This window comes from Lentibacillus kimchii (assembly GCF_055381965.1).
The window spans coordinates 387,958-410,162 of the sequence record NZ_AP043934.1; the positions used below are offsets into that span (position 1 = coordinate 387,958).

At 42.6% G+C, this 22,205-nt stretch carries 24 protein-coding genes; 19 read left to right on the forward strand and 5 right to left on the reverse strand.

Features of this window, described 5'->3' with window-relative positions:
* Window positions 1-8: 8 nt before the first annotated feature.
* Both ACZ444_RS02435 and ACZ444_RS02440 read right to left on the reverse strand, forming a co-directional pair.
* Window positions 9-368: a hypothetical protein gene (locus ACZ444_RS02435; protein ID WP_464433564.1), complete on the reverse strand. Its 360-nt coding sequence runs from the start codon at window positions 366-368 to the stop codon at window positions 9-11.
* Window positions 369-458: 90 nt separating this feature from the next.
* Window positions 459-1,217, reverse strand: coding sequence for a GNAT family N-acetyltransferase (locus tag ACZ444_RS02440; protein ID WP_382358397.1), 759 nt, complete (start codon window positions 1,215-1,217; stop codon window positions 459-461).
* A gap of 602 nt (window positions 1,218-1,819) precedes the next feature.
* On the opposite strand from ACZ444_RS02440, the gene ACZ444_RS02445 reads away from it, so the two are divergent.
* The 6 genes from ACZ444_RS02445 to ACZ444_RS02470 all read left to right on the forward strand — a co-directional run bounded on the left by ACZ444_RS02445 (window position 1,820) and on the right by ACZ444_RS02470 (window position 5,848).
* Window positions 1,820-2,299, forward strand: coding sequence for a PH domain-containing protein (locus ACZ444_RS02445; RefSeq protein WP_382358398.1), 480 nt, complete (start codon window positions 1,820-1,822; stop codon window positions 2,297-2,299).
* Window positions 2,292-3,749 (forward strand): PH domain-containing protein, encoded by a 1,458-nt coding sequence (locus ACZ444_RS02450; RefSeq protein WP_382358399.1) that lies wholly within the window; start codon window positions 2,292-2,294, stop codon window positions 3,747-3,749. The genes ACZ444_RS02445 and ACZ444_RS02450 overlap by 8 nt, the downstream gene beginning before the upstream one ends.
* A 218-nt stretch (window positions 3,750-3,967) precedes the next feature.
* The gene (locus ACZ444_RS02455; RefSeq protein WP_382358400.1) at window positions 3,968-4,222 is read left to right on the forward strand and encodes a DUF3951 domain-containing protein; all 255 of its coding nucleotides are present in this window, start codon (window positions 3,968-3,970) and stop codon (window positions 4,220-4,222) included.
* A gap of 118 nt (window positions 4,223-4,340) precedes the next feature.
* Window positions 4,341-4,547, forward strand: coding sequence for a hypothetical protein (locus ACZ444_RS02460; protein WP_382358401.1), 207 nt, complete (start codon window positions 4,341-4,343; stop codon window positions 4,545-4,547).
* Window positions 4,548-5,259: 712 nt separating this feature from the next.
* Window positions 5,260-5,376 (forward strand): DUF3953 domain-containing protein, encoded by a 117-nt coding sequence (locus ACZ444_RS02465; RefSeq protein WP_464433798.1) that lies wholly within the window; start codon window positions 5,260-5,262, stop codon window positions 5,374-5,376.
* A 16-nt stretch (window positions 5,377-5,392) separates the two neighbouring features.
* Window positions 5,393-5,848, forward strand: coding sequence for an ASCH domain-containing protein (locus ACZ444_RS02470; RefSeq protein WP_382358402.1), 456 nt, complete (start codon window positions 5,393-5,395; stop codon window positions 5,846-5,848).
* Window positions 5,849-6,368: 520 nt separating this feature from the next.
* Here the strand turns inward: ACZ444_RS02470 and ACZ444_RS02475 are convergent.
* Window positions 6,369-7,562: an IS256 family transposase gene (locus ACZ444_RS02475; RefSeq protein ID WP_464433219.1), complete on the reverse strand. Its 1,194-nt coding sequence runs from the start codon at window positions 7,560-7,562 to the stop codon at window positions 6,369-6,371.
* A 1,140-nt stretch (window positions 7,563-8,702) separates the two neighbouring features.
* Here ACZ444_RS02475 and ACZ444_RS02480 point away from each other — a divergent pair.
* Complete coding sequence (locus ACZ444_RS02480; RefSeq protein ID WP_382359424.1) at window positions 8,703-9,056, forward strand: hypothetical protein; 354 nt, start codon at window positions 8,703-8,705, stop codon at window positions 9,054-9,056.
* 498 nt (window positions 9,057-9,554) lie between these two features.
* Here the strand turns inward: ACZ444_RS02480 and ACZ444_RS02485 are convergent, their stop codons facing one another.
* Window positions 9,555-10,910, reverse strand: coding sequence for an IS1182 family transposase (locus ACZ444_RS02485; RefSeq protein WP_464433565.1), 1,356 nt, complete (start codon window positions 10,908-10,910; stop codon window positions 9,555-9,557).
* Window positions 10,911-11,266: 356 nt separating this feature from the next.
* On the opposite strand from ACZ444_RS02485, the gene ACZ444_RS02490 reads away from it, so the two are divergent.
* Window positions 11,267-12,526 carry a chromate transporter gene (locus ACZ444_RS02490; RefSeq protein ID WP_382359676.1) on the forward strand — a complete coding sequence of 420 codons (1,260 nt, stop codon included), beginning with the start codon at window positions 11,267-11,269 and terminating at the stop codon, window positions 12,524-12,526.
* A gap of 53 nt (window positions 12,527-12,579) precedes the next feature.
* Complete coding sequence (locus ACZ444_RS02495) at window positions 12,580-12,966, forward strand: hypothetical protein (protein ID WP_382359679.1); 387 nt, start codon at window positions 12,580-12,582, stop codon at window positions 12,964-12,966.
* Window positions 12,967-13,078: 112 nt separating this feature from the next.
* Here ACZ444_RS02495 and ACZ444_RS02500 read toward each other — a convergent pair whose 3' ends face one another.
* Window positions 13,079-13,837 carry a rhomboid family intramembrane serine protease gene (locus tag ACZ444_RS02500; RefSeq protein ID WP_382359682.1) on the reverse strand — a complete coding sequence of 253 codons (759 nt, stop codon included), beginning with the start codon at window positions 13,835-13,837 and terminating at the stop codon, window positions 13,079-13,081.
* A gap of 193 nt (window positions 13,838-14,030) precedes the next feature.
* On the opposite strand from ACZ444_RS02500, the gene acpS reads away from it, so the two are divergent.
* From acpS to ACZ444_RS02550, 10 genes are all read left to right on the forward strand, one after another.
* Window positions 14,031-14,399 carry a holo-ACP synthase gene (acpS, locus tag ACZ444_RS02505; RefSeq protein WP_382359685.1) on the forward strand — a complete coding sequence of 123 codons (369 nt, stop codon included), beginning with the start codon at window positions 14,031-14,033 and terminating at the stop codon, window positions 14,397-14,399.
* Window positions 14,400-14,463: 64 nt separating this feature from the next.
* On the forward strand, window positions 14,464-15,987 hold the full coding sequence (locus ACZ444_RS02510; RefSeq protein ID WP_382359688.1) for an NAD(P)H-hydrate dehydratase: 1,524 nt from the start codon (window positions 14,464-14,466) through the stop codon (window positions 15,985-15,987).
* A 72-nt stretch (window positions 15,988-16,059) separates the two neighbouring features.
* Window positions 16,060-17,067: a LolA family protein gene (locus tag ACZ444_RS02515; protein WP_382359691.1), complete on the forward strand. Its 1,008-nt coding sequence runs from the start codon at window positions 16,060-16,062 to the stop codon at window positions 17,065-17,067.
* A 103-nt stretch (window positions 17,068-17,170) separates the two neighbouring features.
* Window positions 17,171-18,289, forward strand: coding sequence for an alanine racemase (gene alr, locus ACZ444_RS02520; RefSeq protein ID WP_382359694.1), 1,119 nt, complete (start codon window positions 17,171-17,173; stop codon window positions 18,287-18,289).
* Between the two features lie 265 nt (window positions 18,290-18,554).
* Window positions 18,555-18,842: a CopG family ribbon-helix-helix protein gene (locus ACZ444_RS02525; protein ID WP_382359697.1), complete on the forward strand. Its 288-nt coding sequence runs from the start codon at window positions 18,555-18,557 to the stop codon at window positions 18,840-18,842.
* 4 nt (window positions 18,843-18,846) lie between these two features.
* Entirely contained in the window at window positions 18,847-19,203 is a 357-nt protein-coding gene (locus tag ACZ444_RS02530) for a type II toxin-antitoxin system PemK/MazF family toxin (RefSeq protein WP_382359700.1), read from the forward strand.
* Window positions 19,204-19,402: 199 nt separating this feature from the next.
* A complete protein-coding gene (locus tag ACZ444_RS02535) occupies window positions 19,403-20,272 on the forward strand; it encodes an STAS domain-containing protein (protein WP_382359703.1) in 870 nt (289 codons plus the stop codon).
* A gap of 4 nt (window positions 20,273-20,276) precedes the next feature.
* The gene (locus ACZ444_RS02540; protein ID WP_382359706.1) at window positions 20,277-20,633 is read left to right on the forward strand and encodes an STAS domain-containing protein; all 357 of its coding nucleotides are present in this window, start codon (window positions 20,277-20,279) and stop codon (window positions 20,631-20,633) included.
* Between the two features lie 2 nt (window positions 20,634-20,635).
* Window positions 20,636-21,037 carry an anti-sigma regulatory factor gene (locus tag ACZ444_RS02545; protein WP_382359709.1) on the forward strand — a complete coding sequence of 134 codons (402 nt, stop codon included), beginning with the start codon at window positions 20,636-20,638 and terminating at the stop codon, window positions 21,035-21,037.
* A gap of 96 nt (window positions 21,038-21,133) precedes the next feature.
* Complete coding sequence (locus tag ACZ444_RS02550; protein WP_382359712.1) at window positions 21,134-22,144, forward strand: PP2C family protein-serine/threonine phosphatase; 1,011 nt, start codon at window positions 21,134-21,136, stop codon at window positions 22,142-22,144.
* The last annotated feature ends 61 nt before the right edge of the window (window positions 22,145-22,205 follow it).

Consider the following 22,205-nt stretch of genomic DNA (forward strand, 5'->3'; position numbering starts at 1 on the left):
TTAATTTTCTAGCTGTATTTATTATTCACCATATCTTTAATCTTAGGGAATTTAAAAAGCAAAATAAGCGTTAACAACGTGACCACAGATAGAGAGCCTAAAAAGTTATGTTTGAAATTAATCATATCGAACCACATTTGGCTCGCCCAAAACAATACAACTAACATCACTAAATAAGGAAAAAACATCATAAAATAAAATCCTGTTCCTTTTCCAAGTTTGAAAAGTGATTTCCATTTATCTCCATTCATTTTAAAGACCTTTCCTACTGCGAAGAAAGACAATAACAATACGCCGATGTAGAACACAGAGCCTATGATATCCAACATAATAAACGAAACAATAAACAGAAGTAAACTCAATGTCATCACCTTCACTTTTATTAAATAATATGGCACCGATTCATGCATAGCGCTTATTCAACAACTGCGCCCAATTAATGAACAAGCAATCAAGAACTAATCTTGATATATTTTTTGTGCTTCATATTTAAATCCTTGATACTTATAATTTTGTTTTTTGTACATTTCCTTTGGGGTATCTTCTCCGTCGGCTACTAATATGACAATCCTTTCCGGAAATGAATCCATTACAAATTTTTGTAACCGGCTTCCTATTCCTTTGTTCCGAAATGATTCGTCAACCGTAAGATTATCAATTTCTACCGTTTCATCAGAGATAATAACATCTACATAGCCTGCTGGGGATTCTTTATAAAAAGCTAAAACTTGCTGAATGTCTTGACCTTCAAACTGACGTTTTATAAGGTTAGCCTTCTGATCTGCAAATTCCCTTCCAAACTCCAAATCATTCCTATATTGTAGGTCAAGATTTACTGCCAAATTTTTATTTGTCACTTTTTCAATATCTATATCTGGATTGTTTTCGACCGAAGGAAATTGTTTAGGCTGAATAGCATACAGTTCTTGAAAACCTATTTCATAGCCCATATCAGTTAGATATATATTTAATTCTTCTGACGGTTTTATATTCACGGGAAAATAAAATTTTAAATGCCTTTGACCTCTTTTAAAATGATACTCCCTCAAGTATATTTCGACCCTTTTAAATTCAGTTAATGACGGTAAAACTTTAAATTCAATGAAATTGCTATCGTAACTGATTAACATATCAGGATAATGAAAATGTCTATAAAGGGCATTCTCAGTCGCTATGTTTCCTAGTGTATAAATGTTTTCAAATGTTATTTGTTGCATCTGTAATCTCCCTTATTTAGGTTACACACCCCTATTTACTATCTAACAAGTTATTCAACAATATGGCCCGTTTGTTACAATAAAGGCAACTCTAATTAAGTCATTTCAATATTTATGTTATTTTCCTTGATTTTAACATATGAACACAATGAATAATTACAGAATACAGATAAAATTTATACAATTTAAAAAGTAATAGATAGTTCGCATACGAATTTACACCGTAATTCACAGTTATTTTAGCATAGTAAATAGATGACAAAATAACTCGATAACAATATATTTAGCATACCAATTGATATGTTAGTTGGTATGCTAAATATATTGTTATTTTAGATTTTCCCCACGGTAAGTGAACTACTTATCTTTACAGGAGCTTTTTTTTAATGTGACCAGCCAATCGACGTGGAAGCCTGATGAGGCGGAGCGCAGCATCTATGGGCCAGGGCACACCTCACTTACAGCAGCGATCTCTCACCGGATGTATTGTTCAGGAAGTTTGGCTTATTTTTCCGCGAATTGTATTAAAATAACTGATAATTTGGTAATATGAATTCGTGTAGCAGTAAGCGGATGTATTTTAATAGTAATGGAGTGATGCTATGCGACAGCCACCGATGAACCGGATTGCGCCGGATGCCATTAAGGCGTGGCGAATAACGGCGGTGATAGGTGAAGCTATTCTCTGGCTCATCACGATCGCTCTTTTCGTTCTGGCCAATATATATAATTTTTCTTATTGGTTCGGGGGAGCGGTTGCTATACTGAGTGGTGTCACCACCCTTGTTACAGTATTTTTGCTGCCGGTATTGCGCTGGCGGCGGTGGCGCTATGAGGTGTTTGACCAGGAAATCTATATCCAGCACGGTATTTTGATTGTCTCACAAACCATAGTCCCGATGATCCGTGTCCAGCACGTTGATACCAAACAGGGACCGATCCTGAAAAAGTATGATCTGGCCAGTCTGGAGATTTCCACAGCGGCTACGACGCATGAAATTCCAGCGCTGCTTGAAGAGAACGCCTCGGATTTACGGGACAGGATATCAGCACTTGCAAGGGTGGATGAAGATGATGTCTGAAGCAAAACGACTACACCCGGTATCGATTTTATTTGATTTAATTTTCTCTGTACGTCAATTTATCCTGCCAATTATTATAGGTTTTTTCTCATTCCGGAACGATTCACTGGTTTATTATCTGCTGGCTCTGGCCGGCTTGCTGCTGTTGTATTTTGTTATTGCTATTATCGTTTGGTACCGCTTTACCTATCGGGTAGTGGATGATGAATTGCGGATTGAACACGGTGTTTTCGTTCGGAAAAAACGTCATATTTCCAAAAATCGAATTCAATCAATTGACTTGACTTCAGGTATTATCCACAGAATTTTCCATTTAACCAAAGTGGAAATCGAAACAGCTGGAACCGGCATGGAAGCAGAAGCATCGCTCAGTGCCGTCAAACGGGCAGAAGGTGAAGCCCTGAGACGGGAGTTGAAGTCGGGTGATACCGGAGCGGCAGTGAATGATGAGCTGGATAACGAGACATCTGAACAGCCGGAGCGGCCGCACAGCGCCATCAGTCCGAAACGTCTGTTTATCGCTGCGACAACCTCCGGAAGTGTTGGCGTCATCATAGTTTTTGCATTGACCGGTTTTTCCCAGTTTGAACAGTTTATCCCTGAGGAGACTTTTAAGAGCACGTTTAACTGGGCTATTGGGCTGGGTTTGGTTATTATCATTACCTTGGCTGTTTTGTTTCTGTTATTGCTATGGCTCTTGGGCATCGCGGGGACGATTATTAAATATGGCAAATTCACCATTACCCGGAATGAACAGGAATTATTTATTACGCGCGGTCTGCTTGAGAAAAAGCAAATTACCATTCCTTTGAGACGCATTCAGGCTATCGGTATTCAGGAAACTATCATCCGGCAGCCGCTCGGCTATGTCACGGTTTTCGCGGAAATTGCCGGTGGATCCATGGATAGGGGTGAGGACTTTTCGTCCATTTTGTTTCCGATTATGAAAGAGGAAGAGGTCAATGACTTCTTGGCAGTCTTCTTGCCGGAGTATGCCGGTGTTGACTATGATTTAAGACCGCTGCCAAAGCGTGCCCGGAAGTTTTATATGCTGCGTGCTTCCTGGCCGTTTTTGTTGCTAATCGCGGCCGTCGGCTGGCTGTTTCTCAAATTTATCTGGATACCAGTCGTTCTGCTCGTTATCGGCGGCATTGGTTTAGGCTGGCTGCGTCACCGGGATGGCGGTTTTAAGGTGACAGGAAAGCGTGTGACGATTCGGTATCGCGGCCTTTTGAGCCGGAATACGGTCTTAATGTATCATAAGCGGATTCAGGCCTATGAAAAGAAACAGCACAAACTGCAAAAATGGCAAAACTTGGCCACTGCTAATTTTTCCATTATCGGAACCATGGGAGCTGGCACGCATTTCACCGTGAAGGATTTGGCTGTGTCGGATACCCATGTGCTGTCGGACTGGTATTCCCGGCAGCGGACACGTACAGACAACTAGAAAAGAGGCTGGAACAAAAAACGTATTCAATATCAAACAAAGCTCGAACAACCAGATTAAACCGGCAGAGCCAGTCAACCGCTCCGGAAATAGCCATCGTTTTCCGCGGGCGGCTGGCGATCCTCCCACTCTTTTAGTTGGTGTAATACTTATTTGGATATCGAAAAAGCTTATCTAATAATAACAATGGCTATCCTAAAGAACATTTACACAGCGCAATGAATAAAGGTGAGGATTTTATGTATATCATTCCAATTCTTTTGTTTATCGCAATATCATCTATATTTATTTTAGTGATCTTTATTGCTACTAAAATTATTACGACAGATAAAATACCAAGAAGCTATTATACGCCTTTGGAAGCAATATACGGACAGGGTAAAGAATTCCACGAAGAAGTGCAGCAGGAGGAACAGGAAGAAGAGGACGAAAAAGGTGACGATAAAAACAAAAATGCTGAATATCGTAAATGACTTAAAGCACTTAGCAAAAACATAAAAATAGGGAAACTAACCAGAACTGTTCCAGAAACGGGTGCAATTCTAAAAATTATGCCGTTATCGGGCCATATTGTTACAGGGAGGATTAAACTTGGGACCAATACACTTTTACTTGGAAGTATTAGAGGCAATTGCCTTGGGAGTGTTCACTCTTGGTTCAGGTATCTATCTTAAAGAATTAAATACCAATAAGAAACAAAGAAAACTTTCAACTTTCGAATACACAATGTACATACTTATTGGAGCAGCATTTCTGGTTATTATAATTAAATATTTAACTGATCCCATTCTTGAATAATATCTGTATTGAAATCGTATTCAACTATCGGGGCGCTTTCGCTGAATAAATTCTGTGCCCGTTGTGGCTTTACAGGGATATTCTGTTTAACAAAAGTATCCCCATTAACAGAAAAGAGGGTGACAATTTTATCTTCAAATTTGCTTTTATTATTTTGATACTTATTGTTTGCGGTGTAATCATTGCTAGATTAAGTGGATTTATAGTGCGTACTATAAGAAATTTTTTTAAATAAATACTACGACCGGGCGCGATTGCGGCATAGCGGTGTTCCAGAATTGGGCCAGATTGTGTAGTAAGGTTGAAATAATGAGAGGGGGAAACGCCGCTGTGAAATACTTATTGTACGGTATAATTATTGTTGTATTAATATTTTTTATATTGGAGTTATCAGGATATAATCCTTTTTATGTTATCACAGCTTTTGAATGGATAACGCGTTACATATTCCCTTGGATAGCCTTATATTGGTTTATTCAATTTGTAAGAAATCAAAAAAATAATTGAGTTTAAGTGTTCCAGAAACGGGTGCGATTCTAAAAATTATGCTGTTATGGGGCCAGATTGCAGAAGAGTTATTAACTAGGGGGAGCTTATGTTTAAGATATTTATATCTATCTTATCACCAATTATTGTAATCATTTCTGCCTATCAACTCATTACAGATAACTTTGAACTTCAGTCGCTTGTGATGTTGTTGTTAAGCTTACTGATGCTAGTATTGGGGCTCGAACAATTTCGTATTAATAAAAAATTACTTGGTTGGTTGCTTATAGCTGTTTTTTTATTTATTTTATTCGTATCAATACAGGGGTTTGTATTAAATTAGCGGGAGCATGGTATATATGAGTAGTGATTCAATCATCCGAATGTGGGAGAACTTTAGAAAGAACAACTCGAATGCACCGGAAAGTTATGAAGCGTGGGCATTTGGTGATTCTAAGGAAATGGCAGATGAGCTTGCAGAATTAGTTGTTAATGGTGTAAAAACAGCGACAGCCTCCAATTATTCAATGTATGATGAAAATGAGCCATTACCGTACGTTGGTCTTCACAATATTATTCTTGATGGGGATGGGAATGCCGTAGCAGTTGTCGAAAATACTTCTGTTGAAATTATTCCCTTTGATGAAGTTACTGTAGAGCACGCCTATTTAGAGGGTGAAGGTGATCGTACGTTGAAGTATTGGCGTGATGCACACGAAGACTTTTTCAAGAAAGAATTTGAAGAAACTGATCAAGAATTTCATCATAAAATACCAGTTGTGTGTGAAAGATTCAAATTAAAATATAGGGAATAAATTGCGTTAAGTCTTCTACGGAACAAGAACAAGTGTATTATGAAATGTTAGGAGTACTTGAAAAAGTCTAAATGTAATTCCTGTGTAGAGAAATTAAACCAGGTGAATTTATGTCAGTATTAGTGAAATCTCCAACAAAAGGTCACGTAGGAAGAACATATGCGATTATTAAAAAGTGGGTTAAAACAACTGATGGGGCTATTTACTGCAAGGACTGTTTCGAAAATAAATATGAGTCATAGTTTAACAAACTGGCGCATATCCGGAATAATAAATGAAAACAAGCCATTAAAAACACATTTACTTTGAATCCTGGAATGACTTGCCTCTATTAATAAGGGCGCAATAGTAAAAGAGTAAATGAGAAGGAAGGAAAATAAATGAATTTAGTAATTTTAATTTTAATCTTCGCTGGTATTTTTGCCGTATTTGATGCAATAAGAAAAGTTAAGGGGGCGTCAATAATTTTGTGTAAATGACCCTATCCCTTTTGAATTTAGTTAGCCAGTGTTTTAGTCGTTTAAACTTGTTCCTCCAGCGATTCAAACATCTGCAGTAATTCAGGCTTTGCTTTTTTGAAGCCTCTGTGGCACCGCATACCGAACTTATGGTTATAATCTAAAAACTGGGTCACCAGGAAACGTTCCAGGGCATCTTCATTTGGAAATTGTTCTTTGCGTTTGACGTAGCGTTTGATTTCCTTGTTAAATCCTTCGATGAGGTTTGTTGTATAGATGCTGGATCGGATGGATGCCGGAAAATCATAAAACGTTAATAAGCGATCCTGTTTCATCACGGCATCGACAGCACGTGGATACGTCTTATGCCATTTGTTTTGAAATTGTTCCAGGGCATTTAAAGCATCCTGGCGGCTTTCAGCCTCATAGACAGCCCTGAAATCATCCAGAATGACGGCACGATCTTTCACACGTACTTTGTTAGCGATGTTGCGGGAAACATGAACGCAGCACACCTGATGTTTAGCCTTGGGATAGACACGATGCAGCGCATCCGTCATGCCGTTCAAGCCGTCCGAAATGAAAAGAAGGACGTGTTCAACACCGCGATCATATAAGCGCTGAACGAGCTCCTCCCACACCTCGGCGGATTCCGTTGGGGCGATGGTGAAGTCGAGCACTTCTTTGCCGCCATCTTCCGCAATGCCAATGGCGATATAGACCGATTCCTTTTCAACGCTTTGACGCCGGATTGGAATTTGCGTGGCATCCAGATAAATGCAGACATAACGCTGTTCCAGCGTTCGCTCATGAAAAGCCTTAACATCTTCTGACACAAGCTGTGTCAGGTTGGATACAGTTTGTTTGGAATAGTGCTGACCATACATTTTTTCGATCAAATCGGCGATTTCATCCGTTGTGATGCCCTTTTCGTACAGGTGGATGATAAACTGTTCCAGTGTGTCGTTGGAACGTTTATAGGGTGCCAGGGTTTGTTGCTGAAAGGCACCGTTGCGATCTCTGGGAATATGCAGCTCAAGGTTGCCGTATTCTGTCTTAAACGTACGGCCATAAAATCCGTTACGGGAATTACCAGAGTTAACGCCAGCCTGCTCATAAGGCTCATAGTCCAGAAAAGCTGTTAATTCGTGTTTTAAAAGCTGATTGATCGCTGTTTCCAAGTGATGGCGAAAAACTTCTTCAATATCCTGTTTTTGGGCTAGTGATTCAAGCAAATCTGTAGTAAGATGGCTCATAGGGAAGACCTCCTGTGGGTGTGTTTTGGCTAACTCTATTCTACAGGAAAGGGTCTTCCTTTTTCTATGACCATTATTGAGTCATTGCGATTTACACAAACTATTTTACGCTCTCAAAGTTAACCATAACATCCTTGCACAAACTGAAGAACTTAAAAAAATAAATGAAGAATTGAACAAAAACAATAAGAAGTAGACTTTAGATATTAAAACTATTAGGTTCTTTAGTTTAATAATAAATATACTAATAGTCGTCCGGAAAATGGCACAATTCCGGACTAAGCATAACGCCGGAATCGGGCCATTTAGTTAAGTGAAAAGGAGGTATTTATTATTTATAATTTGGCTTCTATTGGAGGATGGCATCTGGAAGATATGATATCTCAGTTAGCGTTTCTAGTTGTTTTTATAGTGATTATTGTCCTTATCGTGTCAGCTTTTCGCTCACGGTCAAAGCGATCTAGACAACTGGATAGAATTGAAAAGAAATTAGCCACCATAAGTGAACAAGTTAAAAAGAATAATTAACTGTTTTAATCGACTGTTCTCGGGCGTGATTGCGGTATAGCGATGTTCGAGAATTGAGCCAGGTTGCGGAAACTAGAGGTGTTTTTATGTCAAAAAGATTCTTCCCTTATAATAGTAATGCCCCCATACACTAAATAATTATATATTTTCTGGAAATTAAGTGTGAGAATAATGCGGTTATATTTGCAAACGATGAAGAAAAATATATTTTTGACTTTAAGCACATTTGTTTTATTGATTCTTACAGTCGGGTTTTGGTATGGATTGCCTTTATTCGGTTTATCTGATTACTTTTTTGAAACGAATGTACCCGGATTTGTTCGGTTCATATCTGTTTGCCTGGGTGTTGGTTTTTGTTTTTCATTATTTTTAATTCCACTTCACTTGTTTTTTGCTAAAGAATATTCAATGCGTAAACAAAAAGGTGTATTAAAAGCCTTTTTAATAACCCAAGGTACCTTAATATTGGTCGCGGCAATGTTATTTGCAATTTTTTATTTAATTGTGTCGTTCACGTTAATTTAACGAACGAGCGCGATTATGGAATAAGAATTGTGCCGTTATCGGGCGATTTCGTGGAAGAAGGCTAGAAACAAAACGTGGAGGTAGTTTATGAGTTTTATGGAATTGATTATGCTTTTTGTATTATTTCTTACGTTGGTTTTCATAGCTGCTGGTGTCATAATATATCGAAAGAAACCCAGTATGATGAGGAAACCAACACTAATAGGCATAAGCGCTCTTGTCCTTCAAATATTACTTATCCTATCATTGTTTTTTAATAAAGCACTAGTAAATGTCGATGAAAAGATTTTTAATGTGGTTTGGTGGGGAATAGTATTATACGGTTTTATTATTGGGATTAAAGAGGTCAAAAACAATATATTAGTATCACTGCTTAGTATCTTTCTAAGTATTTTATTAACAATATATATGGCGTTAGGACTATTCATCATATCAATGTAGTTTTTAAGCAATCAGGCCATTTAACGGATTAATGCAGGGGAGTGATACACTATACTCTTTTCACGATGGACTTTATTTCAAGGTATTATTATTGCTTTACTGATAGCGCTGGCATTTGTAGCAGACATGTTTAAGAAAGATATAGGAGTGCCTTTTTCTTCAACCGACGTGATTAATACATCGGCATTGATGACGGCTATGTTTTTAGTAATCGTAATTGGTTTACTCAGCGTATTGATGTACTTTCAGACTAAGAAAAGTGACACATTCCTGAAACACAGATTATGGGATAAAATGTATATTATAATGCCGTCATCATTGGGATATCTTTAATCATAGTTTTCATCTTATTTCTGACAGGACCACTCAGTGACGTAACACAAATCAATCGTTGGATAATATATGCTTTAATTTATTATATGAATCAATTTCATAATTGCTCTTATTAAAAACGCAAAGACCTGCAGAATTTCTAATGTGTATTTTTTTAAAATTCCTCTAAGCAGCCTGCTGCTGCTTTAACGCGGCATCAATGCGGTCTGCGGCTAATTTCGATGCATTATACATCAACGTAACGATATCAAAATGGATCTGAGCGCGTTTCCCTGAACGATGGCGAACATTGTTGAGCTGAAAGAATTCCTTTAAATAGGCATTGACACGTTCAACGGCTGATCGGCGCTTGTAGATGGTGTTCCAAGCTTTAGAGCCCCGTGCCGGGGCTGTGTATCGCCTAAGGTCTTTAGTGATTTTCATCTTGAAGACTTTCTGGCATATGTCTTCATGGGCTAAAGGGCAGTCTTTGCATTCCTTTGGGTTTGTGTATTTCAGGGTTTCATGTTTGGCATCGTAACTTTCATAACGGTACGAATGTTCACGGAAACATGTTGGGGCAAAATATTTATCAAACCCTATGGGTTCCGATTCATTGCGTTTATTATAGGCAATGATAGATTGCTGGCCCATTCGATAGACCTGCGTGTAAATCGGTTCAAAATCATAACCCGCATCCATCGTCTGATAACGCAAGTTTGAAAGAGGCAAGCATTCATTCATCCCCTTCAATAAAGGAATTGCGGCTTTTCCATCATTTAGATTTCCTGATGAGAAAAGGGCCTGTAAAATGTATTGACTTGATGTGCCGACAGCCAGATGTCCTTTATAGCCAAACCAGAATGTATTTTTGCCTTCGCTGTTTTTCTTGATCCCCCATTGGGGATCCCGGGGAACACCGTCTCGAAGTTCTGTTAAAGATGCATCCAGTTGAGCTTCGATTTTCCTGTCATAAAGAGGCAGATTCGCTTCTTTCTCAGCTTGTTCCTGGAGCCATTGGTCACGCTCTTCCCTGGATTTACGGCCGCGTTTTTTCGGTTCCGGCTTTGCCTTTTCTTCTTTAGGCGGGGCCTGATCACGTGCTTCGAAATGAGTCGCATCGATGGCGACTGTATCATCAGCGATAAAGCCTTCGGCAATGGCTTGAAGAACAACTTTTTCCTGGGCCTTTTCCAATGCATCTGATTCGCTCAGCTTGGTTAAAAGGCGGGAATAGGAAGCTTCCGAAGGAATCTTGTCTGAAACCAGAAATCCACAATTCAATTTGAAGGCAATATCATCATCTAAGCGTTTTTTCAGGTCTTTTATGGTTGGGATGCGTTCAACATACCGAATGAAAACGGAAATAATCATCGCTGCAACATTCAGCTCTTCAGGCGCGCCCAACCGGGATTTTTTAGCCATGTCGTGATAAATGGCATCCAAATCAACGGCGGAAATGATCGCCTCATACTTTTGGGTAGGTTCCATGTCATAAAGTTCTTGGATGCTAAATAAGCTCGGTTGTCGTATAATGGTCATAGGAAGTATTCCTCCAATCTTTGTGGCTGTTTTAGTTCAACTACCATTATACAAGATTTGGGGAGGTACTTCCTTTTTTACGTTTTTAAGTCCTTGCGCCGCAAGGGCTATGAATTATGAAATTCGCTCATATTTTATTTTTAATAAATGCAACTGTTTTAGCAATTGTACATAACGCAAAAAAGAATACTATCTCTAATGAAACTAAAATTGGTTATTCATTTGTTTGGACACTACTAGGTCTGTTAGTCGTTATTTTTATATTGTGATTGGCTTCAGCATTCGGGCGCAAGAAAGGAATAACGCTTGTGCCACTTTTGTATATTGACTGCGCTAATTGCATTTATATTATTAAAATGATTACCAGCAACGAAATGCTCCCACCAGCAACAAATAAAGGCAGAGGTGAATATGTGGAAAACCAACCGCACCACAAAAGTAGATTTCAGATTTTATTAGAAATCCTATTGGCTTCCACCAAACTGGGATTTACATCTTTTGGAGGGCCTGTAGCGCATTTAGCTTACTTTAAAGACGAATACATTGATCGCCGGAAGTGGCTGGATGATAAAACTTATACGGATATTATTGCTCTGTGTCAGTTCCTTCCGGGACCGGCAAGCAGTCAGGTGGGTATCTCTATAGGAATGCTGCGAGGAGGCATTTTGGGAGGGATCATATCATGGATTGGTTTTACCCTCCCATCGGTGATTGTTCTCATCATCTTCGCCATGTTTTATCAGACTTTTACTTTAGAGGATGCAGGGTTTATTCATAGCTTAAAAGTCGTAGCCGCAGCGATTGTACTACACGCTGTAATCGGGTTGGGCAAGAAAATGACACCTGATAAAATACGACTTTCTATCGCCATTGTGGCTGCCTTTATTATGCTGGTTTATCCATCTGCATGGATGCAAATTGTTATCATAATCTGCGCAGGTGTATTAGGTATAAAACTATTTAAAGATAAGGCAGAATCAAAAGTAACACCTTTTTCTGTCACCATTTCTAAGAAAACAGGAATCATTTCATTGGGAATTTTGATCTTTGGTCTTATTGCGCTGCCTATCATAACGAAGCTAACGAACAACCCGTTGCTTAATATTTTTGATATCTTTTTCAGGGTTGGTTCATTGGTCTTTGGCGGCGGGCATGTTGTCCTGCCGATGCTCGAACGAGAAGTTGTTCCAACGGGCTGGATGTTACCTGAACAGTTTCTTGCTGGGTACGGAATGGCCCAAGCCGTACCTGGGCCATTATTCACGTTTTCCAGTTATTTAGGAACGATTATGGAAGGAATCGGTGGCGCAGTTGTCGCAACCGTAGGTATATTTTTACCGTCCTTTCTGCTAGTTATCGCAGCTTTACCGTTTTTAAATGAATTACGTAAACATTCGACATTCCAGGGAATTCTTATGGGAGTGAATGCAAGTGTTGTTGGAATCTTGTTAGCAGCATTCTATGATCCAGTTATCAAGAGTTCAATATTTGATGCATCAGATTTTGCTTTAGGCGTTGTCCTATTCGCCTTATTAAACATTTGGAAGATTCCAGCATGGCTCATCGTGATATTGGGTGTTGCAGGTGGTTATATTATCAGTTTCATCGGTATCTGATCTTGCAATAATACTAACTAATAGCAGAAAGAACTTTTTGCAGAAGGTTTTCAGTGTTAAAAGGAAATAAGTTAATGTTTCTCGCACTGGCACTTTTGGCACCCTTATTTTTAATTGGATGTCAGAGCAATAATCTTGATTTGAGTGATGATGTAACTGAGATAGAGGTTTTTAAATCCGATAGTGATGAGCTGATTGCTGCGATTGATGATGCAGACTTTATAGATAAGCTTGTCAATGAATTAGATAACGCAAGAACAAAAACGACGGCAAATATTGATTATCGGTCACCTGATTACGAGTTATTTTTCAAAAATAACGATAAAACCATTTTTCATATTGGTTATTATCAGGAAGTAATGGATTTAGGAATAAATGGGCGTTATTTGGATGATGATGGTTTAATCTATGGGGCAGAACTTCAGTTACCTATCGATTAATTTTATTAATGGCTTCAAACTTTTTAGGAAGGATAAAGATGAAGACATAAATTTAAACGTATCGTGATGTTTCTCCTCCAGAACGGACCCCGATAAAAAAAGCCGGCCCCTGTTAAAACAGGCGGCCGAACAAGCCAAGTACGATAAGAATACCGAGAAAGATCCAAAGCCCTTTTTTTATGAGCTGATTATTGTGCTGTTTTTTCTGCCAGCGATTGGGATCGAAATGAATGGATCCATCGTTAACGGGCCGTGTCCTGACCCATGGGTTGTAAGGCCGGACACCCGCGAGAAACAGCGGAGCCAGTGCAAAACCGCCGATGAAGCCGAAGACGTGTGCGTAAACATTGACGCCTGAGCGGAGAAACGTCATGAGCAGACCGACGACAACAATAACGGTAATCACCTGGGTGCTGGAGTGATCAATCAGGTGCTTACGGAAAGCAACCATGAAAAGATAAATCCCGAAAAGGCCGTAAATTGCTCCGGACGCACCAAGATGGGCATACAGATCAGGACCAATTAAATACGTCGCCAGACTGGCGATAAATCCTGTCCCGATATAGGCTGCGAGAAATTTCAGTTTGCCCATCATCTGTTCAAGTGCCGGGCCGAAGATGACGAGTGCAAACGAATTAAATAAAACGTGCATAAGCCCACCGTGCAGGAATATCGCAGTGAAGAGCCGCCAGTATTCGCCCTGGCTGATTAAATGATTGGCGCCTATTCCCCAATACTGAATCATGGTGCCGAGCGGGGTTTGGATAACGTCAGTCAAAAGCCAGAGGACCACCTGGATAATGATGATCCAGGAAACAATCGGATAAAGCCGGAAAAATTCTTTAATGCTTCGCTCATTGCGAAGAAACATGTCTCTGCCTCCTTGTGTCTGGTCAAGATCAAATTGGTGATTATGCTAAACGAATGCCGTTCTGGTTTTACAGCCGGCTGTTTCAGTCGTGTTATTAGCGTATGATATGCTGGCTGTATACCCATAATTGCCTGGGAATACACTTTGCCTGTATCATGATACGCTATTTATAAGAGAGAGGAAAGCCATTTTTATGATTAAAGGAATCGGTATTGATACAATCGAATTAGACCGTATTTGGTATCGTATGAAAAAGACTGGACGATTTGCGGACCGGATTTTAACGCATAAGGAAAAGTCTTTTTTGACTGCTTTATCGAGCGAACGGCGGCAGGCTGAATATTTAGCAGGCCGGTTTGCGGCTAAGGAAGCTTTTTCGAAGGCTGCCGGCCGGGGCATTGGAACATTGAGCTTTCAGCACATGGACGTGACGACCGGCCCGAGCGGCGCGCCCCAAATGAGCGTTGCAGGCTATGAGAAGCAGCGTATTTTTGTCTCGATTTCACATAGCCGGGATCATGCCATTGCCCAAGTCGTGATTGAGGAAACGGCTGATTCCTGATAGGCGGTTTGGCATAATCGGTATGGTTGTCTCATATAGTCTAGTGCGGGCAGGAGGGAATAGTGTGTATATTGTCACCGCGGAAGAAATGTACGATATGGATCGTGAAGCTATTCAGGACATAGGCATTGATGGCAGGATCCTGATGGAGAATGCCGGACGGGCTATGTCGGATACGATTGAAGCACGTATTCAGAAGACGGGGTGCATCCGTGTTTTAGCCGGGAGCGGCAATAACGGCGGCGACGGGTTCGTGATTGCGAGGACGCTTCTGGACAGAGGTTTCGATGTGGCTGTTGTGCAAATCGTGCCGAACACGAAAATCAGCGGTGAGGCACTGGTGCACAAAAATTTACTGGTGGCATGCGGCGGGCACGTTCGGGTGACGCGCGATTTGGCTGCTGTTCGTGAGGAAATCGATGGGGCTGATGTGATCGTTGATGCGATGCTTGGTATTGGTGTAAAAGGCAAGCCACGCGAGCCGCTTGACCAGATCATAACACTGCTTAACCAGGCGGAAGGCTATATCATGGCAGTTGACATACCATCGGGACTGCCGGCCAATGAAGGTGTTGCGGCTTTTCAGGCGGTACAGGCTGATGAAACCATGATTGCCGGCTATCCGAAGATGAGTGCTTTTCTGGAAGCGACGCGTGCGTATTACGGCCGGTGGACAACCGTCTCAATTGGACTTCCGGCAGCCGTTACAGCCAAGCATGGGCACCGGCGTGTCTGGATGGCGGACGATTTTCAGGCGCATATGCCCGAGCGGAAGCGCGATTCGCATAAAGGGGATCACGGGCACGGGCTGGTGATCGGTGGTAACGCTGAGATGCCTGGTTCAGTCGCCATGACGACGACGGCCGCTTTACGGTCAGGCGCCGGCTTGATCACGGCTGCGACGACACGCGACGTGATCCCGGTTATCGCAGCTCATTGTATGGAAGCAACTTACCGGACGCTCGCGGCTACGGACGGTTTTTTAAATAACGAAACGTCCATACCGTTTGACGCGTACGATGCTGTCGTGATGGGTATGGGCATGGGACGCCGGCCGGAAACCGGAAAGTTAGTGGAGCGGGTGATTGATGAGGCAGCCTGTCCACTCATTATGGATGCCGACGCGCTGCATCATTTGAAACCAGTGCTGCACAAGCTCATACAGCGCACACATCCGGTTGTGCTGACGCCGCATCCGGGCGAAATGGCGATGCTTTTGGATGTGCCAGTCCGGGACCTCTTGCAGTCACCATTTTCATACATGGCGGCGTTTGCTGAGAATTATCAGGTGTATGTGATTTTAAAAGGAATGTTTACGATTATCACGGCGCCTGATGGCAGTCAGCTGGTGAGCACCGCTGGGAATCAGGGACTGGCTAAAGGCGGAAGTGGTGATGTGCTCTCAGGCATTGCTTCAGCCATGATCATGCAGTCGCAGCAGCTCCCCGAAGCATTGGCGAATGCCTGTTTCGTTCAGGGACAGGCAGCTGAATTATTAACGGATGACACACATTCTGTCTATGACTTAATGGCTTCTGATGTCATAGCTGGCATCACGGATGTTTATCGTACATGGATAACAGACTGATCGCGGTGACGATTCCCTTCGTCGGGACCACAGCTCGCAAATTGCGTGAAACGCGACAAGGGAGACATGTCCATGAAACGAATAGTTGGTACGGTTGTCATGGTCTTCAGTTTTATGCTGATACTCGCAGCTTGTGGTGAAGAGACCCAGGAGGACGTTAACGGAAAACTGGAGTCAAAACTCGAATCCATGGAAGGGTATAAAGCAAAAGCCAAAATGACGATGAGCACCGGAAAAGAAGATGAGGAGTACCAGATAGACGTTTGGCATAAGAAGGATGATTTGTACCGTGTGGCACTCAGCAATGGCCAGGACGCGAAAGGACAGCAGATTATTTTAAAGAATGAGGACGGTGTATTTGTGCTGTCACCTGAGCTGAATAAAAGTTTCAAATTTCAGGAGGAATGGCCAGAGAACGGCAGCCAGCCTTATCTGTACCAGTCACTGGTCAACGATATTATAAAAGATAATGACGCCGAATTTGAATCAGGCGACAACTATTATCGGTTTGAGACGGAGACCAATTACCAGAGCAACAATAATTTGCCATATCAGGAAGTATCGTTTGATAAGGAGTCGTATACGCCCGTTAATGTAAAAGTGATGGACAAAGATCGCAATACGCTTGTACAAGTGGAATTCCAGGAGTTCAATATGGACCCTGAATTTACGGAAGACGACTTCAAAATGGATAAAAACATGGCAGGCGAATCCAATGGTCAAACTGTGTCAGGTGAGGCGGACACGTTCACCGTGCTTTATCCGAAAAATATGGCAGGTTCAGAGCTTATCGAAGAAGAAAGAACTGACACGGAAAACGGCAATCGTGTGATCATGACATTTTCCGGTGAAAAAGACTTTACGCTGGTCGAGGAACAACAGGATACCGTGTCGAATATGTCTGAGCCGCAGATGGTCGATGGCGAGATTGTAAACTTGGGTCATGCTGTCGGTGCGCTTGCAGATAATACGCTGGAATGGACACATAAAGGCATGAGTTTTGTCCTGGCCAGTGAGGAACTAACGCGTGAGGAAATGATTGGTGTGGCCAAATCGGTACAAGGAAAAGACGTGAAGTAGCAACATTTGGCAAGCAGACTCATACGAGAAGGGTCTGCTTTTTATTTATTAGTGATTCCGGTAAAATAGCATAGTATGTCAGGTTAGCGAGAGGGGCGATTTTATGGAGCAGCAGCATTTCCGGCCTACATGGGCTGAAGTAAATCTTGAAGCTATTGGGGAAAATATTGGGCAGATGATCGACAAACTTCCGGAAAACTGCAGCATGATCGCTGTTGTGAAAGCTGATGCCTACGGTCATGGAGCGGTTGAGGTATCGAAGAAAGCGCTGGCCTCAGGCGCGAAAATGCTGGCAGTCGCGCTGCTTGAAGAAGCGTTGGCACTGCGTGAGGCGGGTATCACAGCGCCGATTCTCGTGCTCGGAAGTATCATGCCCCGTGATGTTCCGGTGGCCGTCCAGCAGGATCTGACATTAACGTGTTTTGAGACGGATTGGATCCGCGAAGTGAATCAGCTGGACCTCCCATCACCGGTCAATGTGCATATGAAGTGGGATACAGGCATGGGACGCGCTGGCCTCCGGACTCAAGAAGAACTGGACGAGGTTGCAGAGGCTATGCAGGTGAGCCGGTCTGTCCAGCTGACCGGCATTTACACGCATTTTGCCACCGCCGATGAAGCAGGCCTCACCTATTTTGCGATGCAGGAGAACCGCTTTGCCGAGCTGTGGGAACGTTTCAAAGCGGTGTGGTATGAACCGGTCATGGTTCATACCGGAAACAGTGCGGCGTCGATCCGTTTTCCGGACCACATGTATGACGGCATTCGTTTTGGGATTTCCATGTATGGTATTTATCCGTCAGACGCTGTGAGAGATGAGCAGACGATTGATCTGGAGCCGGCTTTTTCCCTGCACAGCAGACTGACGTATGTTAAAAAAGTCGCAGCTGGTGAATCCATCAGCTACGGTGCGTCTTATACAGCGGCTGCAGAAGAATTCATCGGCACCGTACCGATTGGCTATGCGGACGGCTGGATCCGCAAGCTGCAGGGCATGGATGTCCTGGTTGATGGCAAACGGATGCCGATTGTGGGGCGCATTACCATGGATCAGACGATGATTAAATTGGATCAGGCATACCCCGCTGGTACGAAGGTCACGTTAATTGGCAGGCAGGCCAGTGACATTATTGAAGCTGACGACATTGCGGCCAAACTCGACACCATCAGCTATGAAGTCCCCTGTATGATAGCAGAGCGTGTGCCCAGAATTTATAGGTAATGGAGGCATAAATTTTAAAGATCCAGGCATAAATTAACTGATTTACCATAACATAAAGACAGGAAGCCCAAACTATGTAAGTCAGGTTCTAACCAGTTCAGAAGCATCGCTGGAAACTCACTCAGAACAGCCGCATATGGGGACGAGTGCTCTGAAACGCGTATTCAGATTTGTTCCGATAAGCCTTTGCAAAATGGGCCCGACAATGATACTATTGGATTAGAATTCAATCTAGATCGTTACCAGTTGTCGGAGGTGCATGGTTTTGTCGGAAAGCTTACAGGAAATCTCAGTACGTTTACCCAAGAACCTGCTAAATGAGGTGGATGGATTTATGGAACACGAAAATAGCGATTTGAGTGATTTCATTTGTCAGGCAACAAGAAACTATCTGGAATATAAAAAAGAAGAGCATATCCAGCAGTTCTGTGAGTCAATGCAGCAAGGCTATATGGAAATGGCCAATATTAATCTGACTATCGCTTCAGAAGCTTTTCAGGCGGAAGAAGAAGCTGAAAAAAATAACCTGCAGCGCACAGTGATCGGAGTGTAGGCACGTGATCGTTCAACGAGGCGAAGTTTATTTCGCCGATCTCTCCCCGGTCGTGGGATCAGAACAGGGAGGCATCCGTCCGGTATTGATCCTGCAAAATGATATCGGAAACCGGTTTAGTCCAACGGTGATTGTTGCTGCGATAACTGCTCAGATTCAGAAGGCCAAACTCCCGACGCACGTGGAGATCGACGCGAAAAGATATGGATTTGAACGTAATTCGGTTATATTGCTGGAACAAATCAGAACCCTGGATAAACAGCGGTTGACCGATAAGATAACAAAGCTTGATAATCATATGATGGCAAAGATAGATAAGGCTTTAGAAATCAGTCTTGGCCTGAAAGACATGTATGACTAATAGGCAGCCTCCCGCAACGGGGTGCCTGTTTAGGTGACGTATGATGTCTTATCATTGAACGGTTTGTTAGAAAAACGATGGTTTTCCCGGGGTGGGAAAACCATCGTTTTTCGTCAGTATCGAAATTGAACAGAATTTATGGTACGCTGTCTGTAAATGCAGAATAACGACAGCCTATTGGGACAAGCGGGAGGATCAAATGGATAAGACGTTCAAAAAAATCGTATTGGATAATAGTGATCAAATTGTCGAAAATTGGCTTGAAGAGGTTGATTTACTCACCAAATCCAGTGGTTCATTCAGTGTGCCGGATGAGTTATTGGAAAGTACCAATCAGGAATTTGCGAATGTTATTTTCAACAGTATTCAAAGTGAGGGCGATACCGAGCAGCTCAAACAGTTCGCCGAAAAACTGGTGAATCTGGGCTGGGAAGTAAGCTACATAACAGATGGGCTGCAGGAGTTCAGGCGCGTCGCCATTGACTTTATACTCAGTCGGTCTGAAGCGATTGATACACAGTTTATCTCAGAGCTGCTGCGGAGCGTGGATACGTGGATCGAGCCCGTTATCAGACAGCTGGTTAATGAGTACTCAGGCAACTGGGAAAATATTCTGTCTCTGCAGCGTGATGCCTTGCAGGAGTTGGCTGCTCCACTTATTCCAATTATGGATAACATTACGGTTATGCCGCTGGTCGGAACCATTGATACAGAACGTGCCAAGTCCATTATGGAAAACTTGCTTTACGGTGTGATTGAGCATGATTCAGAAGTTGTGTTAATTGATATCACAGGCGTTCCCGTTGTGGACACGATGGTGGCTCATCATATTATTCAGGCAGCGGATGCCGTGCGTCTGGTTGGGGCAACGTGTATTCTTGTCGGTATCCGGCCGGAGATTGCCCAGACGATTGTTAACCTTGGTATTGATCTGAGCAGTTTTCCGACCCAGAACTCACTTAAAAAAGGATTTGTTAAAGCACTGGAACTGACAGGCCGCCAAGTCATTGATGTCAGCCAGGAGAATGAGCCGGTGGAAAATCTGATCGATTCACTTGGTGAGGAGTGATACCATGCGAATTCCAATTTTAAAGCTTCATAACTATTTACTAATTTCCATTCAAGAGGAAATGGATGATAAGACAGCCGTGCAATTTCAAGAGGATTTGCTGAACAAGATTCACACGACAGGTGCTTCAGGTGTTGTCATTGATCTGACGTCAGTGGAAATGATTGATTCGTTTATCGCCAAGGTGCTCAGTGATGTTGTTGCCATGTCAGATCTGATGGGGGCGCGTGTTGTGTTAACCGGGATCCAGCCTTCTGTTGCGATCACCTTAAATGACTTAGGCGTGCATTTGCAGCATGTCCAAACGGCCTTAGACTTAGAGCGAGGACTGAAAAAACTGCATCAGGAATTGGGGGATTAAGTATGACAGCCCAGTCCTGTGTGCCAATTAAAAATGAATGGGACATCGTCAAGGCACGCCAGATTGGCAGGAACATGGCGCGCGATATCGGTTTTGGAACAGTTGATCAGGCGCGCATCGCCACGGCAATATCTGAACTTGCCCGGAATATCTATCTGTATGCCGTGAATGGCGAAATATGTTTTGACAAAGCTGCCCACTCGAAGCCAGACGGGATAACGATTCATTCTCACGATGCCGGTCCGGGCATTGCGAGCATCAGTGAGGTCATGGAGGACGGTTATTCCACATCAGGAAGCCTTGGTGCAGGACTTCCTGGCGTAAAACGCTTAGTTGATCAATTCGACATTCAGTCCGAAGAGGGAAAAGGAACTGATATTCGGGCGATGAAACAATTGCGATAACCATGCTTATGCAAGAACGATAAAAGGGAAGGACCCCGGTGCCGGTATGCTTCCCTTTTGTTGTCCAATTATGCGAGGGAGAGGGGGATATAGACTGTGGCAGTTCCGAGTACAGATATCAGCCACTATAGGGAATTATTAAAACATTATATTGAAACACAGGATGAGGAATCGCTCTATGGTGCCGAGCAAATCAGCAAGGAATTGATTCAGAACAATGTACCGCCCGAAGAAATTATCAATCTTCATATTCGGGTGATGTCAGAGCTGTATCCTGCTATACCGGATAACTTCCGCTACTCGCTGAATTTTTTGCTGGAAATCATGATTGCCTATGGCATTACGTACCAGGAATACTATTCACTGAGGGAGGAACAATCGGAACTCAAGTCAGAAATTGCTATTGCCGCCAATATGCAGGACACACTGCTGACGACCGAAACCCCTGATATTTCCGGTCTGGACATTGGTGTTATCAGTGTCCCAGCCCATCAAATGAGCGGGGATTATTATCACTTTTTGTCTGGTGCTGACGGAACACTGGGCATCACAGTTGCCGATGTGATCGGCAAGGGCATTCCGGCAGCTTTATGTATGTCCATGATCAAATATTCAATGGAAAGTCTTCCCGAGGCAAGCATGAGCCCGCAGAATATTTTAAAGAATGTGAACCGTGTCGTTGAGCAGAATGTTGATCCGAGTATGTTTATCACCATGTTTTATGCTCAGTACCTGCCTGAGGAAAGCAGCATACGCTATGCATCCGCGGGTCATGAACCGGGTTTTTATTACGATGCTCAAACACAGACGTTTGAAGAAATTAAGGCGAAAGGTCTGATACTCGGTGTCCTGCCCGATACAGAGTACCGCCAGTATGAACGGATTATCCATAAGGGTGATATGGTGATTCTTTTGACAGATGGGGTGACCGAATGCCGCCAGGGTGACCGTTTTATTGAGACGGATGAAGTCCTTGAGGTGATCGAGCAGTATGCTGATCTTCCGGCACAGGAAATGGTGAATAAAGTCTATAAGCATTTTGAACGTCTCCAGGATTTCCAATTGCGTGATGATTTTACCTTGGTTGTGCTGCGAAAAGACGTTTAATCGCTCGGAGCTCAGGGAACATGTAACTACATGCATAAATAACGCAGAACGCTAGCCAGAG

Bases quoted from the DNA above. Each gene is read 5' to 3' on its own strand.
- ACZ444_RS02435 (WP_464433564.1), bottom strand. From the start codon at position 368: ATGACATTGAGTTTACTTCTGTTTATTGTTTCGTTTATTATGTTGGAT.
- ACZ444_RS02440 (WP_382358397.1), bottom strand. From the start codon at position 1,217: ATGCAACAAATAACATTTGAAAACATTTATACACTAGGAAACATAGCG.
- ACZ444_RS02445 (WP_382358398.1), top strand. From the start codon at position 1,820: ATGCGACAGCCACCGATGAACCGGATTGCGCCGGATGCCATTAAGGCG.
- ACZ444_RS02450 (WP_382358399.1), top strand. From the start codon at position 2,292: ATGTCTGAAGCAAAACGACTACACCCGGTATCGATTTTATTTGATTTA.
- ACZ444_RS02455 (WP_382358400.1), top strand. From the start codon at position 3,968: ATGAATAAAGGTGAGGATTTTATGTATATCATTCCAATTCTTTTGTTT.
- ACZ444_RS02465 (WP_464433798.1), top strand. From the start codon at position 5,260: ATGCTAGTATTGGGGCTCGAACAATTTCGTATTAATAAAAAATTACTT.
- ACZ444_RS02470 (WP_382358402.1), top strand. From the start codon at position 5,393: ATGAGTAGTGATTCAATCATCCGAATGTGGGAGAACTTTAGAAAGAAC.
- ACZ444_RS02475 (WP_464433219.1), bottom strand. From the start codon at position 7,562: ATGAGCCATCTTACTACAGATTTGCTTGAATCACTAGCCCAAAAACAG.
- ACZ444_RS02480 (WP_382359424.1), top strand. From the start codon at position 8,703: ATGAGTTTTATGGAATTGATTATGCTTTTTGTATTATTTCTTACGTTG.
- ACZ444_RS02485 (WP_464433565.1), bottom strand. From the start codon at position 10,910: ATGACCATTATACGACAACCGAGCTTATTTAGCATCCAAGAACTTTAT.
- ACZ444_RS02490 (WP_382359676.1), top strand. From the start codon at position 11,267: ATGATTACCAGCAACGAAATGCTCCCACCAGCAACAAATAAAGGCAGA.
- ACZ444_RS02500 (WP_382359682.1), bottom strand. From the start codon at position 13,837: ATGTTTCTTCGCAATGAGCGAAGCATTAAAGAATTTTTCCGGCTTTAT.
- acpS (WP_382359685.1), top strand. From the start codon at position 14,031: ATGATTAAAGGAATCGGTATTGATACAATCGAATTAGACCGTATTTGG.
- ACZ444_RS02515 (WP_382359691.1), top strand. From the start codon at position 16,060: ATGAAACGAATAGTTGGTACGGTTGTCATGGTCTTCAGTTTTATGCTG.
- alr (WP_382359694.1), top strand. From the start codon at position 17,171: ATGGAGCAGCAGCATTTCCGGCCTACATGGGCTGAAGTAAATCTTGAA.
- ACZ444_RS02535 (WP_382359703.1), top strand. From the start codon at position 19,403: ATGGATAAGACGTTCAAAAAAATCGTATTGGATAATAGTGATCAAATT.
- ACZ444_RS02540 (WP_382359706.1), top strand. From the start codon at position 20,277: ATGCGAATTCCAATTTTAAAGCTTCATAACTATTTACTAATTTCCATT.
- ACZ444_RS02545 (WP_382359709.1), top strand. From the start codon at position 20,636: ATGACAGCCCAGTCCTGTGTGCCAATTAAAAATGAATGGGACATCGTC.